17 protein-coding genes are annotated in these 14,381 nt (G+C 65.4%); 3 read left to right on the plus strand and 14 right to left on the minus strand.

What is annotated here, in order from left to right; genetic code table 11:
* Window positions 1-65: 65 nt before the first annotated feature.
* The 3 genes from VGV41_RS22265 to VGV41_RS22275 all read right to left on the minus strand — a co-directional run bounded on the left by VGV41_RS22265 (window position 66) and on the right by VGV41_RS22275 (window position 1,978).
* Entirely contained in the window at window positions 66-1,205 is a 1,140-nt protein-coding gene (locus tag VGV41_RS22265) for a hypothetical protein (protein WP_326866413.1), read from the minus strand.
* A 102-nt stretch (window positions 1,206-1,307) separates the two neighbouring features.
* Window positions 1,308-1,517 (minus strand): hypothetical protein, encoded by a 210-nt coding sequence (locus tag VGV41_RS22270; RefSeq protein ID WP_326866414.1) that lies wholly within the window; start codon window positions 1,515-1,517, stop codon window positions 1,308-1,310.
* A gap of 212 nt (window positions 1,518-1,729) precedes the next feature.
* Window positions 1,730-1,978, minus strand: coding sequence for a hypothetical protein (locus tag VGV41_RS22275; RefSeq protein WP_326866415.1), 249 nt, complete (start codon window positions 1,976-1,978; stop codon window positions 1,730-1,732).
* 217 nt (window positions 1,979-2,195) lie between these two features.
* Between VGV41_RS22275 and VGV41_RS22280 the strand changes: the two genes are divergently transcribed.
* Complete coding sequence (locus VGV41_RS22280; RefSeq protein WP_326866416.1) at window positions 2,196-4,025, plus strand: radical SAM protein; 1,830 nt, start codon at window positions 2,196-2,198, stop codon at window positions 4,023-4,025.
* Window positions 4,026-4,050: 25 nt separating this feature from the next.
* Here VGV41_RS22280 and VGV41_RS22285 read toward each other — a convergent pair whose 3' ends face one another.
* The 4 genes from VGV41_RS22285 to VGV41_RS22300 all read right to left on the minus strand — a co-directional run bounded on the left by VGV41_RS22285 (window position 4,051) and on the right by VGV41_RS22300 (window position 7,517).
* On the minus strand, window positions 4,051-4,818 hold the full coding sequence (locus VGV41_RS22285; protein WP_326866417.1) for an ABC transporter permease: 768 nt from the start codon (window positions 4,816-4,818) through the stop codon (window positions 4,051-4,053).
* Window positions 4,815-5,618, minus strand: coding sequence for an ABC transporter ATP-binding protein (locus tag VGV41_RS22290; protein ID WP_326866418.1), 804 nt, complete (start codon window positions 5,616-5,618; stop codon window positions 4,815-4,817). The genes VGV41_RS22285 and VGV41_RS22290 overlap by 4 nt, the downstream gene beginning before the upstream one ends.
* Window positions 5,615-6,670 (minus strand): ABC transporter substrate-binding protein, encoded by a 1,056-nt coding sequence (locus tag VGV41_RS22295; RefSeq protein WP_326866419.1) that lies wholly within the window; start codon window positions 6,668-6,670, stop codon window positions 5,615-5,617. Before VGV41_RS22295 ends, VGV41_RS22290 begins: the two co-directional genes overlap by 4 nt.
* Window positions 6,671-6,833: 163 nt before the next feature.
* Window positions 6,834-7,517: a hypothetical protein gene (locus VGV41_RS22300; RefSeq protein WP_326866420.1), complete on the minus strand. Its 684-nt coding sequence runs from the start codon at window positions 7,515-7,517 to the stop codon at window positions 6,834-6,836.
* A gap of 280 nt (window positions 7,518-7,797) precedes the next feature.
* Between VGV41_RS22300 and VGV41_RS22305 the strand changes: the two genes are divergently transcribed.
* Both VGV41_RS22305 and VGV41_RS22310 read left to right on the plus strand, forming a co-directional pair.
* Window positions 7,798-8,037 (plus strand): hypothetical protein, encoded by a 240-nt coding sequence (locus VGV41_RS22305; RefSeq protein ID WP_326866421.1) that lies wholly within the window; start codon window positions 7,798-7,800, stop codon window positions 8,035-8,037.
* 38 nt (window positions 8,038-8,075) lie between these two features.
* On the plus strand, window positions 8,076-8,894 hold the full coding sequence (locus VGV41_RS22310) for a hypothetical protein (protein ID WP_326866422.1): 819 nt from the start codon (window positions 8,076-8,078) through the stop codon (window positions 8,892-8,894).
* 65 nt (window positions 8,895-8,959) lie between these two features.
* Here VGV41_RS22310 and flhA read toward each other — a convergent pair whose 3' ends face one another.
* From flhA to VGV41_RS22345, 7 genes are all read right to left on the minus strand, one after another.
* Window positions 8,960-11,074 carry a flagellar biosynthesis protein FlhA gene (flhA, locus tag VGV41_RS22315; RefSeq protein ID WP_326866423.1) on the minus strand — a complete coding sequence of 705 codons (2,115 nt, stop codon included), beginning with the start codon at window positions 11,072-11,074 and terminating at the stop codon, window positions 8,960-8,962.
* A gap of 223 nt (window positions 11,075-11,297) precedes the next feature.
* Window positions 11,298-11,870, minus strand: a complete 573-nt coding sequence (locus tag VGV41_RS22320; protein ID WP_326866424.1) for a fasciclin domain-containing protein — start codon at window positions 11,868-11,870, stop codon at window positions 11,298-11,300.
* Window positions 11,871-11,953: 83 nt separating this feature from the next.
* Window positions 11,954-12,646 (minus strand): anti-sigma factor, encoded by a 693-nt coding sequence (locus tag VGV41_RS22325; RefSeq protein WP_326866425.1) that lies wholly within the window; start codon window positions 12,644-12,646, stop codon window positions 11,954-11,956.
* The gene (locus VGV41_RS22330) at window positions 12,643-13,209 is read right to left on the minus strand and encodes a sigma-70 family RNA polymerase sigma factor (protein ID WP_326866426.1); all 567 of its coding nucleotides are present in this window, start codon (window positions 13,207-13,209) and stop codon (window positions 12,643-12,645) included. The genes VGV41_RS22325 and VGV41_RS22330 overlap by 4 nt, the downstream gene beginning before the upstream one ends.
* A gap of 12 nt (window positions 13,210-13,221) precedes the next feature.
* Window positions 13,222-13,575, minus strand: coding sequence for a hypothetical protein (locus VGV41_RS22335; RefSeq protein ID WP_326866427.1), 354 nt, complete (start codon window positions 13,573-13,575; stop codon window positions 13,222-13,224).
* A 48-nt stretch (window positions 13,576-13,623) separates the two neighbouring features.
* Entirely contained in the window at window positions 13,624-13,890 is a 267-nt protein-coding gene (locus tag VGV41_RS22340) for a hypothetical protein (RefSeq protein WP_326866428.1), read from the minus strand.
* A gap of 84 nt (window positions 13,891-13,974) precedes the next feature.
* Window positions 13,975-14,319: a DUF952 domain-containing protein gene (locus tag VGV41_RS22345; RefSeq protein ID WP_326866430.1), complete on the minus strand. Its 345-nt coding sequence runs from the start codon at window positions 14,317-14,319 to the stop codon at window positions 13,975-13,977.
* Between the last annotated feature and the right edge of the window lie 62 nt (window positions 14,320-14,381).

The following is a 14,381-nucleotide window of genomic DNA, read 5'->3' on the forward strand; positions in this document are numbered from 1 at the left end:
ACGATACAGCGGACAAAGCTCAGCCAGCGGGGCGCCCGCGCCCCTGCGCACAGCGGAATAGGCGATCAGAACGCTGCGGCCAAGTCCCTTGCGCCCTGCGTCTGCTCCTCGCGCCGCATCGTCTGCTCGATTTCGGCGAGGAGGTTGGCGACCACGCCGGTGCGGCGGGCGACCGGATTTCGCTCGTAGCCGCGCGGCTGGAAGAAATTGGCGGTCGGCACGCGGGCGCGCAGCGATGGCGGCATCATCACCATATCGATGCCGTTGCCGTCGCCGGTGAGGTTCATCAGTTCGAGCTCGGGCGCGGTGAGCGGCGATGTGTGGCCCTTGGCGCGGGCGAAATTGACGGAGTCGACCAGCTTCTGCACCTGCAGCAGCGGACCGATGTCGATATCGAGCACAGCGGCATGCACGCCCCAGCCGCGCTGCGTCGTCTTGGCGACGCGATCGTAGTCACTCCAGTGCGGCGGGATCGAACGGCAGAAGTCGATCATGCGCCGCAGCGCCTCGATCTTCCGGTCGAAGGCGTGCCGCTGTTCGCCGCGAAGCATCACCGCCTTCTGGCGCAGCGCGGCGAGGTAGCGGTTGCCGAACTCGGCGAGCAGCGAGACCGTGTTGGTCGACAGCAACTGATTGTAGCCGAGCGCCGGCGAGATGGCGCGCGAGCGCTTTGGCGTAATGCCCGCTTGGGTATCGTAGCTGCCGTTGCCGCCGGTTTCGAAGGCGTAGACGCCGACCACCTGGTCGCGCGTCAGTCCGGCGGCCAAAGCGGCCATGGCATAGGCCTGCTTGAACGCACTGTCGTTATGCGGAAGGTCGGGCACGAAACCGAACGCATCGGCGGCGGCCTTGAGGAAATCGGCGACGACGGGAATCGGCTCTTGCTCCACCGGCGGCCGCGGTGGCGCGAACGGATCGGCCGGCCGTGGCGGGCCCGAATAGACCGGCGGCTGCGTCAGCACGTAGTCGGTCGCGCCGATCTGCTCGTGCGCGCGGCGCTTGGCGATACGGATACGGCGCTTGTCGGCGATGTCGTTCCAGTAGGCGTTGGCGGCGCGCTCGTAGAAGCCGTGCACGCGCTCCCACAGGCTCAGCTGCGCGCGATAGCTGGCGGCCGCGTCCGGCTGATGTTGCGCGACGGCGGGAGCCGATACCAACAGGGGGACGACGAGGAGGGCGGGAACCAGCGGAAAGGAGCGGAACATGCCGTGAGGATAACGGAGGGCGGGAGCGATTCGCCGCTTCTCACAAAAAAACGCGCCGCAAATGCGGCGCGCCAGGCGGGGGAAGGATAAAGCAATCAAATGCTAACGGATCTGGGGCCCGGTGCGGTCGCTGAACTGGATGGGGCCGCCGGCCCTGATTACGGTCGGGCCTTGGGCGGTGAGGATGTCGGTGCCGAGATTGAGTTCGTGCGCCGAAATGCCGAGCACCGCGATCATGAGCGCGGCGAAAAGTCCGACCACCACGATCTTCAGGTGGGTGGCGCGATCGGCGGTGTATATTGACCAGTTCATGTCGCTCTCCCAAGGTCTCGACCATTGGTCGGCCGAGCCCCGGCGAAGGTTCAAATCGTTCGCTTACCAACGTAGGGGCGGGGCGACGTGTTCCCGAGGGCGCATCACGGATCGTTGAAAAGGTGTGATCCGCCCGCACCGCCGGCGCAAAGTGCCGCGGCAGCGGGCGGTTCGACAGCGATGAATGGCGAAATTACAGTCGCGAGCGGGACTTAAGCCGCCTGCTTCTTCTTCAGCGGATAGAACTCGCTGGTATAGAGCGCGCGGATTTCCTGGTGGCCCAGCCGGCGCTCGTTGATCTCGATGCAGGCGCCGAGCAGGAGCGGCTCCGGCAGTTCCTCCATCGCGTAGCGGATCGCGGCCGCGGCGTTGTCGAAACGGCGGTATTTGATCTTGCTCGCCACCTTTCGATTCCGCGACGGAAACAGCTCGGCGGGGGCTTCGAAATCGAATTTCTGCATCGTGAACTCCAGCACAGATACAATCATCCAGGATGAATGGATGCAATGTATATGGGGATAAATGGGGCATTTGGAAGGGCATTCGGCGCTGGCCGGCATTCGGCGCCGTTCTGCGGTTAATTTGACGCCAAACCTCGACTTATGCGTGCGTTTGCTTCATTCTTGGTCCCGGACTTGCACGGCCCGTGGTGAGAACGTTGATGTGGGGCGTACGGCAATGTCGCATCCAGCGGGTGGCCTGTTTCACTTCGTAATGGTCAAGCCGACCCATTACGACGACGCCGGCTACCCCATCCAGTGGCTCCGCTCGGCGATCCCCTCCAACACGCTCGCCTGCCTCAACGCCCTCGCCGAAGATGCCCGCCGCCGCGCGATCCTCGGCCCCGGCGTCGAGATGCGCCTGCACACCTTCGACGAGACCAACCGGCGCGTCCGGCCCGACAAGATCATCGACATGATCCGCCGCGAAGGCGGCCGGGCACTGATCGGCCTCGTCGGCGTACAGTCCAATCAATTCCCGCGCGCCGTCGATCTGGCGCAGCCGTTCCTCGACGCCGGGCTGCCGGTCGCCATCGGCGGCTTCCACGTGTCCGGCTGCATCGCCATGCTTCCCGAACTGCCGCCCGACATCAAAGCCGCGCAGGCGATGGGCATTTCCTTCTTCGCCGGCGAAGCCGAGGAGAGACGGCTCGACGAGGTGCTGGTCGACGCCTACGAAGGCCGCCTCAAGCCGCTCTACAATCATATGGACGACTTGCCGCAGCTCGCCGGCGAGCCGCCGCCCTTCCTGCCGAAGCAGCACGTCAAGCGCACGTCGGGCTCGCTGTCGTCGATCGATCTCGGCCGCGGTTGTCCCTACCAGTGCTCGTTCTGCACCATCATCAACGTGCAGGGGCGCAAGAGCCGCATCCGCTCCGCCGACGATCTGGAAAAGATCGTGCGCGAGAACTTCGCCGAGGGCATCAAGCGCTTCTTCATCACCGACGACAATTTTGCCCGCAACAAGGACTGGGAGCCCTTGTTCGACCGCATGATCCAGATGCGCGAAGGCGAGGGCATGAACATCGGCTTCACCATCCAGGTCGACACCCTCTGCCACAAGATCCCGGGCTTCATCGAGAAGGCGACGCGCGCCGGCGTGCGCCGCGTCTTCATCGGGCTGGAGAACATCAACCCGGACAACCTGATCGCCGCCAAGAAGCGGCAGAACAAGATCACCGAATACCGCGAGATGCTGCAGATGTGGCGCAACCACGGCGCCATCACCTATGCCGGCTACATCCTCGGCTTCCCCGCCGACACCAAGGCGTCGATCCTGCGCGACATCGAGATCATCAAGCGCGAACTGCCGATCGACATTTTGGAGTTCTTCTTCCTGACACCGCTGCCGGGCTCGGAAGACCACAAGGTGCTCTCGGCCAAGGGGATCTGGATGGATCCCGACATGAACAAATACGACCTCAACCACCGCGTCTCGCATCACGGCACGATGCCGGACATAGAGTGGGAAGAGGCCTATCGCGCCGCGTGGGCGACCTTCTATACGCCGCAGCACATCGACACGATCCTGCGCCGCACCTGCGCCAACAGGCTCGGCCGGCCCGGCACGACGTTGTCGACGATCCTCTGGTTCTACCTGATGATCCTGTTCGAAGGCGTGCACCCGCTCGAAGGCGGCGCGCTGCGCCTGAAGCCGCGGCGCGATCGCCGCCGCGGTATGCCGATCGAAAATCCGCTGGCGTTCTACGCGAAGTACTGGGGCGGCACGGCGCTGAAGGTCGTGCAGTACGCGCGCGTCTATCTGCGCTGCAAGCGCATGCTCGACCGCGCGCTCAAAGCCGAGGACCGCTGGACCTACAGCGATCTCGCGATCGCGCCGCCGAAGGCCGACGAGTTCGAGGCGCTCGATCTTTATCACGCGACCACGGGCGGCGAGGCGGCGCTGGCGCGGAAGGCGCGCGACGAGGTGATCCGCGCGCGCACGCACGCGCATGAGGCGCCGATCGTGCCGGCGGCGGACATCCTGCCGGTCCAGGCGGCGGAGTAGTGTTGCGCGGTCGCTGGCCGTCGCACTAGATCAGCCCCGTGCCCCAGCGCCGGTGCACGAATCGCTCCCACGGCGAAAACAACAGCTTGTCGGCGACGAGGCCGATGAGAACGATCGCCACCATCACCCCGATCACCTGATCCATGGCGCTGAGCTCGCGCCCATACTGCAGGAGGTGGCCAAGACCGAAACCGGTGAGAATGGTGACGAATATTTCCGCTGCCATCAGCGATCGCCAGGCGAAAGCCCAGCCCTGCTTCATGCCGCTAACTACGAAGGGCAGGGATGCCGGCAAGATGACGCGCGTCCACTTGTCGAATCCTTGCGAGCCCATCGTGCGCGCCGCGCGCGCATAGATCGGTGGAATCGTTCGTGCACCAGCGGAGGTGGCGAGCACCACCGACCATACCGTGCCCATGACCACGACGAACAGCATCGCCGCCTCGGTCTGTCCGAACCACAGGAGCGCAAGCGGCACCCAGCATACGCTGGGCAGCGTTTGCAGCCCGAGTGCCAGCGCGCCGACCGTGTCTTCGAGATATTGCGAGGTGCTCACTGCAAGTCCGAGCGGCAGGCCGATGGCGAGCCCGATTGCATAGCCGATCAGCAGTCGCCGCAGCGTCACCATCGCGGCATCGACGAGCGTGCCGTCGCTCAGCGCCGCCCACAGATACTCGCCGACCGCGCGCGGTGGCGGCAGCAGCACCGGCGACCAGCGGCCGCTCATCGTGGCGACTTGCCAGATGCCCACCAGCGCGGCGAAGAAAACGATGACGACGACGGCGCGCTTCATGCTGCGGCGTCTCGCGAGCCGACCAGATAAAACTTCAACGCCTGCGTAATGCGCTGCGCGATGACGGCCAGCTCCGGACTGTTGATGTCGCGCGGTCGTGGCAGTGAGATGCGGAATTCCTCGCGAATGCGGCCCGGGCTCGGCGACAGGATGAACACGCGGTCGCCGAGGCATACGGCTTCGCGCACGTTGTGCGTGACGAAGATGATGGTCTTTTTTCGCTCGCGGCAGATCTGTTGCAGATCCTGGTACAGATGCTCGCGCGTGATGGCATCGAGTGCGCCGAACGGCTCGTCCATCAGCAGCACCTGCGGGTCCGGGGCGAGCGAGCGGGCGAGCGCGATGCGCTGCTTCATGCCGCCCGAGAGTTCGTGCACGAACGACTTCTTGAATTTCTCCAGGCCGACGAGGCGCAGATGCGCGTCGGCGATGTCCCGGCGTTCGGCATTGGTCAGGCCGGGCTTGCGCTTGAGCCCGAACATCACGTTGCCGAACACCGTTAGCCAGGGGAAAAGCGCCGATTCCTGGAACATCACGAGGCGGTGCCGGCCGGGGCCTTCGACGAGCTGCCCGTCGGCGACCACGCGGCCTTCGTCGGGTCTGGTCAGGCCCGCCATGATGTCGAGCAGCGTCGTCTTGCCGCAGCCGCTCGGGCCGACGAGGCAGACGAACTCGCCTTCGGTGACACGCAAGTTCATGTCATCGAGCGCCTGCACCGTCGCGCGTGGCGTGCGGAACCACTTGGAAACGCCTTCGACGAGCAATTTGTCCGGTTTCGGCTTGTCTTGGTCTGCGCTCATGGGGTCTCGACGAGTCGGGACAGGTCGGGCGAACCGCGCAGAAATCCGACGGCCTGCGCGCTCGTGATGAAGCGCTTGAGGGCATCAAGCGATACGTCGCTTGTCAAGACGATCCGGCCCCAGGACGATTTCACCAGTTCCGGCGGCATCCTGACGTGCATTTCGGCATCGAGTTCGTCGAGTGCCATCTGCTGCGCCTCGGAAGGATGCGCCTTGATCCAGTCGGTGAGCTCCCGGTTGGCGGCGACGAACTTGCGGACGAGATCGCGCTGCTTCTGGATGACGTCCGCGCGCGCGACCACCACCGTCGTGATGGCGTCTCGATCGTCGACCAGGATACTGCCGCCGGCCTCATGCACCAGCCGCGACACCCACGGCTCGACGGTCCATACGGCATCGAGTTGCTTTTCTTTGAACAGCGTGAGCTGATCCGGATTGGCCGTCGGAATGACTTGCGCATCGCCACCGGTCTGGCGGATTTTCAATCCACCGGCAACGAGCCACGCGCGTGCGGCGACGTCTTGCGTATTTCCGAACTGCGGAGTCGCGATCTTTTTGCCGCGGAAATCCGCGGCCGTCTTCAGGGCCGAGTCGGGTTGCACGACGAGCGCCGAGCCGCCATTGACTGCGCCTGCGATGATGTGACCTTCGCCTCCGTTCGATTTGAAATAGGCGTTGATCGCCGGGTTGGGACCCACGTAAGTCAGATCGATCGATTTTGCGAACACCGCCTCCATCGCGCTCGGGCCGGCATTATAGACATACCATTCGATTTTTACGCCCGGGCCGAGACGCTGCTCGAACCAGCCCTTGCCTTCGCGCGTGAGATGATGCGCGATCAAGCCTTGAACGTGCGTGATGTTCGGGAAATGCCCGACGCGAAGCACCGTTTGCGCGCGCGTGGGACTTGTAACGGTCGCCAGCAATCCAGCGGCGACCGTTATCGCTAGAATCCGGGATCGGACGAAGCTTTTGCCGTGCGTCAGAAGGTAGATATGCATCGCGTCAACTCCACATCGGGGACGCGACCACCGAACCATGTCGCCGGACATTCCGGCAAGCGTGCGGTTCCAAATAAGTTGAAAGCGACTGACGAGCGGCTACGCCGTGAAACCATTGCCTCGCGAGGCGAGGCCAAGCGGCGTTCGGGTTCTCTGCCTTGTCTTTGGGCACATGGCAGAAAGCAGGCGGAATCGGCCGCTTGCGTTCCGAGAGTTATCGCCTGCTTTGGGCGTCGCCGCTCGCGGCGAGCAGCGCCCCGCCGAGATCGACCAGCGCCGTCGCCGAAGCCTGCGACGCCAGCGTGCTGCGCAGCCCGTCCGCCTTCGCCAGCACGCCATCGATCTGTCCGAGCGCGGCGTCGATCGACGCCACATCCGGCGCATTCATTGCTGTGGCCAGGTCGCGGCTCTTGAGCAGCGCGGAAACATCCGAGGCGAAGCCGCGCGTGGCGCCGCCGACGGTGGCGACCACCTGCGCCACGCTCGAGGCGAGAGCGCGGACCGCGTCGTGCACCGCGAGCGAGGGGCGATTGCCGGCCTCGTAGCCGACGACGACCGGCCGGGTGCCGAGCGACACGGTGATCGTGCCGTTCTGTACTGGCTGGCCATTGACGGTGACGAAGGTCGGCTGGTCCTGCGTCTGCTCGATTTGCGCGACGATCGGTGTGAGCTCGGTGCCGCCGGGCACCGCGCTGGCCGTGCCGCGCGCCGTCTGCAGCGCGTCGCGCAGCCCCGTGAGAGCCGCCTTGATGCGGTCGATGCCGCTGCGGCTGTTATCGAGCGTCCGCAGCATGCCGGACTGCGCCAGCATGGCGAGCGCATCGGCGCCGCGCGGCTGTGGCGTGCCACCGCCGATCGCGAAGCTCGTCGTCACGCTGCCGATAGGGCTGATCGCCACGTCTGCCTCCCTGCGCGCGATGCGCGCCTATGGAAGTGTCAGTCTAGCGCCCATGGATTGATGGAAGACGACATCTGCGCGTCTGAATTGACGACAATTATCCGCACTCCGGGCCACGACGGGTGCGCCGCTCCTCGCCGCCGACACACAGCGACGCTCCCAAAAGTTGTTTAAATCAAGATAGATAGCGCGAAGGTTGCAATATAAAAAGAGTCCGGGCAGAATAATAAAATCGTGACGGACGCATTGAGCCGGCTTCGATGCGGCGCGGGAGGTTGCGATGGCGAAAACGACGAAGAAAGCCACGAAGAAAACGAGCAAAGCAAAAAAGCCGATCGTAAAATCGACTGCAGCGAAAAGTCGGCTCGCTGCGGCGGCTGTGCGCGGCTGTTGCACTCTTATCGGCGAGGGGCCCGACGAGCAGCACGAAGGCCTCACCCGCGAAGAGTGCCGGCTGCTCGCCATCAAAGAAGACAGGAACTTCCAATGGGTGGCGGGGCAGTGCGCGCAGCCTAGCTGACGTTTCGGTGAACCGAACTGGTCGGCTCGGGGGGGCCAATGGGTAACTTGCGTCAATCGTTCTTCGTCGCGGCTGCGTGCGCGACGTTATGCGCGGGATGCGCTGTCCCGTCCTACGATGTGCCGCGGGACAAATATGACCAGCCTACGGTCCGCACCATCGTCGATCGTGTCCAATGCGAGATACGCGATATGGTCCGCGACGACCGGCCCGACGACCCGGCGTCATTCCATCGCCTTTTCCTCATGAACAACGATTACGAAGTCGTGGTCAATTTGTCGCTCGAGGTGAACCAAAGTGGCGGCGTGGCCCCAAGCGTGTCCTACGTCACGCCTTTGCTCGGGACGGCGGCCTCGACGGTGACCCTGGGCGGGAGCGCCTCGGTGAGTGAAGCGCGCGACCATACGTTCAGCGAGAATATCCAGTTGTCGACCCGTCAAATATACCAAGACTGGAAATCCAACCTGAAGCTCTACGATTGTCCGCCCGCCGCAACGAATCTGGCCGGCACGCTCGGTATCAAAGATCTCGTATCGATGGCCACGTCTTCTCCCGGCTTGAACGAGGAAAAGACCGGACAAACCGTCTTCGGCGGTTCAATCCAATTCGTCGTCACGAAGAGTCTCTCCGCGTTCGGGCCCAGTTGGCAGCTCGTTCGGTTCAAAAACATTGCCGCATTGGCCAACTTGTCGGAAATAAACACCGACAAGATCACTCTTTCGTTTGCACCGGGCCCCAATCGCGGGAAGCGCCTCGCGCGCGTGCGCGCGCCAAATGCCGCGGCCAATCAATTCTTGCAGCAGTTGATCATCAACGCGATCAGCAACGAGCTCGTCATCCAGAACAACCGGCATTAGCCGCCGGCTTGACGGAATGCGGGGATGGCTTGACGCGCAGAGGGGGCAGCCGCTTGGCCGGCGCCTTAGATGCTCCCCACGGTCTTCAGCCGCGAGCGCGGATGAATCTCCGCCTGCGACAACACCGGGGTCTGCGCGCGGAAGCGCTCGACGATGCCGCGCACGAAGGGCCGGATGCCGGCCGACGTGACGAGCACCGGCGCCTCGCCCTCACGCGCGGCCTGTTCGAAGCGCTCGCGCACGAGCGTGATGAACTCCGTCAACTTCGAGGGCTGCATCGCCAGCTGGCGGTCGTCGCCCTGGCCGATCAGGGATTCGGCGAAGGACTGTTCCCATGCCGCCGATAGCGGGATCAGCGGCAGATAGCCGGACGGGCTCATGTGCTGCGCGCAGATTTGTCGCGACAGCCGCTGGCGCACGTGCTCGGTCAGAGTCATCGGATTGCGCGAGCCGGTGATGCCCTCGGCGACGCCTTCCAGGATGGTGGCGAGATCGCGGATCGAGACACGCTCGGTGAGCAGCAACTGCAGAACGCGCTGAAGGCCGGAGGTGGTGATCTGCGACGGCACGATCTCCTTCAACAGCTCCGTTTGCTCCTTCGGCAGCTCCTTCAGAAGCTTCTGCACCTCGCCATAGGACAACAGCTCCGACATGTTGCCCTTGAGCAATTCGGTCAGATGCGTCGACAGCACGGTCGCGGCGTCGACCACGGTGTAACCCTGCATCGACGCCTCTTCCTTGAGCGACGCGTCGATCCAGGTCGCCGGCAGGCCGAAGGTTGGCTCCGTGGTGTGCGTGCCCGGGAGCTTCACCTGGCCGCCCGACGGGTCCATGACCATGTATTGGCCCGCCCAGACCTTGCCGGTGCCGGCCTCCACTTCCTTGATGCGGATGACGTAGGCGTTGGCGTCGAGCTGCACGTTGTCGACGATGCGCACCGCTGGCATGACGAAGCCCATCTCGGCGGCCAAAGAGCGCCGCAAGGCCTTGATCTGCTCGGTCAGGCGGTCGGTGCCGTCCGGGGCGTTGACCAGCGGCAGCAGGCTGTAGCCGATCTCCACCTTGAGATCGTCGATCTTCAGCGCTGCGGAGATCGGCTCTTCCTTCGGCTCGGTCGCCTTGGCCTCTTCCGCCTTCGTCTCCGTCGCGGTGAGCTTGTTGCGCCTGTCGGCGATGAAGGCGAGCGAGACGGCGCCGCCGCCGAGCGCCAGGAACGGGATCATCGGGATGCCGGGCAGGAGCGCCATCACCAGCATGACGCCGCCGGCCATGCCGAGCGCTTTCGGATAGCCGGAGAACTGCCGCAGCAGCGCCTTGTCGGCGGAGCCGGAGACGCCGGCCTTCGACACGAGCAGGCCGGCCGCGGTCGACACGATCAGCGCCGGCACCTGCGTGACGAGGCCGTCGCCGACGGTGAGGATCGTGTAGGAGTGCGCCGCGTCGGAGAACGTCAGGCCCTGCTGCGCGATGCCGATAATCATGCCGCCGATGACGTTGATGAAGGTCACCAGCAGGCCGGCGATGGCGTCGCCGCGCACGAACTTGGAGGCACCGTCCATGGCGCCGAAGAAGCCGCCTTCGTCCTCGAGCTTCTGCCGGCGGCGGCGCGCCTCCTTGTCGTCGATGGCGCCGGTCGACAATTCGGCGTCGATCGCCATCTGCTTGCCCGGCATGGCGTCGAGGTGAAAGCGGGCGGCGACCTCGGCGATGCGTCCCGAGCCCTTGGTGATGACGACGAAGTTCACGATCACCAGGATGATGAAGACGATAATGCCGATGACGAAGTTGCCGCTCATCACGAAGTTGCCGAACGCCTGGATGACGTGGCCGGCGGCGTCGGTGCCTTCGTGTCCGTGCGCGAGGATCAGGCGGGTCGAGGCGAGGTTGAGCGCCAGCCGCAGCATGGTCGCGATCAGCAGCACGGTCGGAAAGGAGGAGAACTCGAGCGGCGTCTGGATGAACAGCGCCGTCATCAGGATCAGCACCGAGAAGATGATCGAGATAGCGAGCGCGAAGTCCAGCAGCAGCGGCGGCAGCGGCAGGATCAGCACCACCAGGATGGTGAGCACGCCGACGGCGAGCGCGATGTCGCCGCGCTTGAGGAAGGCGCCGATCTCGCCGAGGCCCGGGAGCTTGATACCGCCGGTCGCAGACGTCGGCGCGGCCGTGATGTCGCTCATGCTTCCCTAATAGCCGCCAGATCCCGAGCGGTGCGGACGCGCGCAAAATACGGACGTCATCAAATGAGAGGCCGGAGCCGGACGGCTCCGTGCGCAATGATGACCCCACCCCTGGGTAATATTTGCCCACTTCATGGTTAGCGGGAGGTTAACGGGAACCGTCCGGGCGAGCGAAAAGCCCGCCGCGGCGCGCGCGGCGGGCTCGGTGTGGCGGCGGCGCGGATCAGCCCGGCAACAGCACGGTGTTGATGACGTGGATGACGCCGTTCGACTGCATGACGTTGGCGATGGTCACCTCGGCGGTGTCGCCCTTGACGTCCATGACCCACAGGTGCCCGTCCTTCATCTCGAAGGTCAGCGGCTCGCCTTCGACGGTCTTGAGTTCGGCCTTGCCGTTGCCGGCCTTCACCTTCTCCATCAGTTCCTTCGCCGTGATGCGGCCGGGGACGACGTGATAGGTGAGGATGCTCTTGAGCTTGTCCTTGTTCTCGGGCTTGAGCAGCGTGTCGACGGTGCCCGCTGGCAGCTTCTTGAAGGCCTCGTTGGTCGGCGCGAAGACCGTGAACGGACCCTTCGATTCCAGGGTCGGCACGAGGCCGGCGGCTTTCACCGCGGCGACGAGGGTGGTGTGGTCCTTCGAGTGGATCGCGTTCTCGACGATGTTCTTCGACGGATACATCGGCGCTCCGCCGACCATCTTGGTCGGTTCCTTGGCGAAGCTGGGCAGCGCCGTGGCGCCGAAAGCCAGGCTCAGCGCGGCGGCGCCGGCGAAGGCGAATGAGGTCAGACGATTCATGGGGTGCTCCCTGTTGTTCTGTCCCCGTGGCGAGGACATCGGGAGCTACGGAGCCTCTTCCCGCGCGGATGCGCGCGTTGCGATCACAGGGCCGTGAGCTTGCCGGCGCCGATCACCGGACCGGTCGGCGCGCCGGTCGGCGAGCCGCCCGGCGGTTCGAGCGAGACGGCGAGCGTCGCGCCGCTTGCGGTGCGTGCGACGAGAGCCGCGGGAATCGCGATGACGACCGGCTTGTCGCCCTTCAACAAGCCGACCGGCAACGGCTTGCCGCCCGGCGGGATCAGCCAAAGTTCGGGCACGCGTGTCGCGTCGCCTGTGAAAGCGGCCGGCACGACGGCAATGGTGCCGCGCCTGACGTCGACCGTGGCGACGAAGCTGCGCTGGCCGCCGCCTTCGATAGCCGCGACCAAGGATTCGCCCGGCCGCGCCGCGCCGAGATAGATCACGATGGCGAGGCAGGCGGCGGCGAGCACGCTGGCGAGCGCGAAGATGCGCCAGAAGGCGAGGCTCTGCCAGAGGCCCGCACGCGCAGCCGCTTGCGGCAGCGACGCGGCGATCCGCTCCCAGACCTGCGGCGGCGGTGCGACTTCGGCGATTTCTCCGGCCCACGGCGCCAGCCGCTGGTTCCATGCCGCGACCATCGCGGCAAACGCGCGCTCGCGCGCGACGCGACGCGCGGCAGTCTGCCGCTCGGCGGCGCCGAGCACGCCGAGCGCATATTCGGCGGCGAGGAACTCGTCCTCGGGCAGAGGGCTATGGTCGATCGGGTCGCTCACGGGTCCCCTGGCTCCAGGCACGCCTTCAATTTGATCATCGCCCGCCTGATCCAGCTCTTCATCGTGCCGAGCGGCACCGCCATGCGCTGGGCGAGTTCCTCGTAGGTATTGCCGTCGAAGAAGGCGCCGCGCAGCGCCGTGCGCTCGTGCGCGGCAAGCGTATCGAGGCAGCCGGCCAGTCTCGCCGCAGTCTCGCTGTCCGCGAGCGCGCTTTCGGCGCTCGCCGCGCCGTCGGTGATCTCGGTCGCGGCCTCGATCGGCTCCATGCGGCGCGCGATCCGGCCGGCGCGCAGGCGATCGATGGCGCGGTTGCGCGCGATCGCGATCAGCCACGTCATCGGGCTCGCGCGGGCGGCATCGAAGTCGCCCGCCTTGCGCCAGATCGTGAGATAGACTTCCTGCAACACGTCTTCGGCCTCGCTGCGTTCATCCAAGATACGCAGCACCACGCCAAAAAGCTTCGCCGAGGTCAGGCGGTATACCGTCTGGAGGGCCGCACGGTCGCCGGCCGGGATACGGGCCAGCGCGGCGACGAGCAGCGCGCGGTTTGCCTCCAGATCCAAGTGCCCCTTGCCTTACTGCCGCTTCCACACTTCCGGGGCGACGTCGCGGCCGCCGGCATAGGTCCAGATGCCGGACCAGTTGCCGCCGTCGGCGCCGTACAAAGCGAGCCCGGTGTCGTTGCCCGAGCGGTAGGAGACGGCGAGGAAATCCTTGTTGCCGATGCCGGTGCCGATATAGCGCGTGCCGCCCACGACCCATACGACGCGATAGGTCTGCCCGGTTTTCTCGACCGTGACGGTGCCGCGGTATTTGCCGCTGCCGCCGGGATTGGCGCCCTCGACGTTATAGGAGCCGACCGGATCGGCAGCGAAAGCGGCCGCGCTCCACAGGAGCGCAGCCATGCCGGCTGCAAGCAACGATTTCATGAATCCCTCCCCCTGAAACCGGCGCGCGCCGGTAGCCCGGGGGAAAGACTAGGCGAGGGGCTTCACCGCAGCAACGCCGGCATCTTCCGTGCGCTCGAGCACGTGCACGTCGCCGCAGGCCGAGCAACGATGCGTCGCGGTTTCGCCAGCGAGCGCGTCGAGCGCGTCGGCATCGGTGAGAAGGACGAAGCTGCCGGCGACCGGACAGCGATAGCGCAGGGCGCCGCGCGGGGTGGCGACGGTAGGTACCCAGTGCGGCAGGAGGCCCTGACGCAAGGCAGACGGATGAACGGTACCGAAGGGCAATGACGCCATGTCTCCCTCGTCTTCTTGTTGCATTGCAGCGACAACCGCGTCGGTTCGGGCGCGTTCCGAACGGGCAGCTGGGTTGCGAATGCCTCAGGGCTCCAGCGGCGGAAACACGTGCTTCCCGTCTTTTCCGGGCGGCAACGGCTCGACCTTGTGCACATCGCTCACGTGCAACACGCCGTAAAGGTGCGGGAATAGTGCGCCGCCGCGTGACGGCTCCCATTTCAGAGCGTCGCCCAGTTTCTCGGCGTGCACGCGCACGAGCAGGAGATCGGACTGCCCGGCGAAGTGCTTCGCCGCCGTTTCCACGGCCTGCGCCGCGGTCGAGAAATGGATGAAGCCGTCCGCGAGATCGACCGGCGCACCGCGGAAGACGCCGTCGCGCTCGGCCGCGCGCCAGAGCTCGACGGGACAGATCTTGTAGATCACGGGCATGTGTTCGGACCTGAGCGCATGGCGGGAAGGCATCGTGAGTCGCGATCATCAATATTGATCGC

This window comes from Pseudolabrys sp. (genome assembly GCF_035943735.1).
GTDB lineage: Bacteria > Pseudomonadota > Alphaproteobacteria > Rhizobiales > Xanthobacteraceae > Pseudolabrys.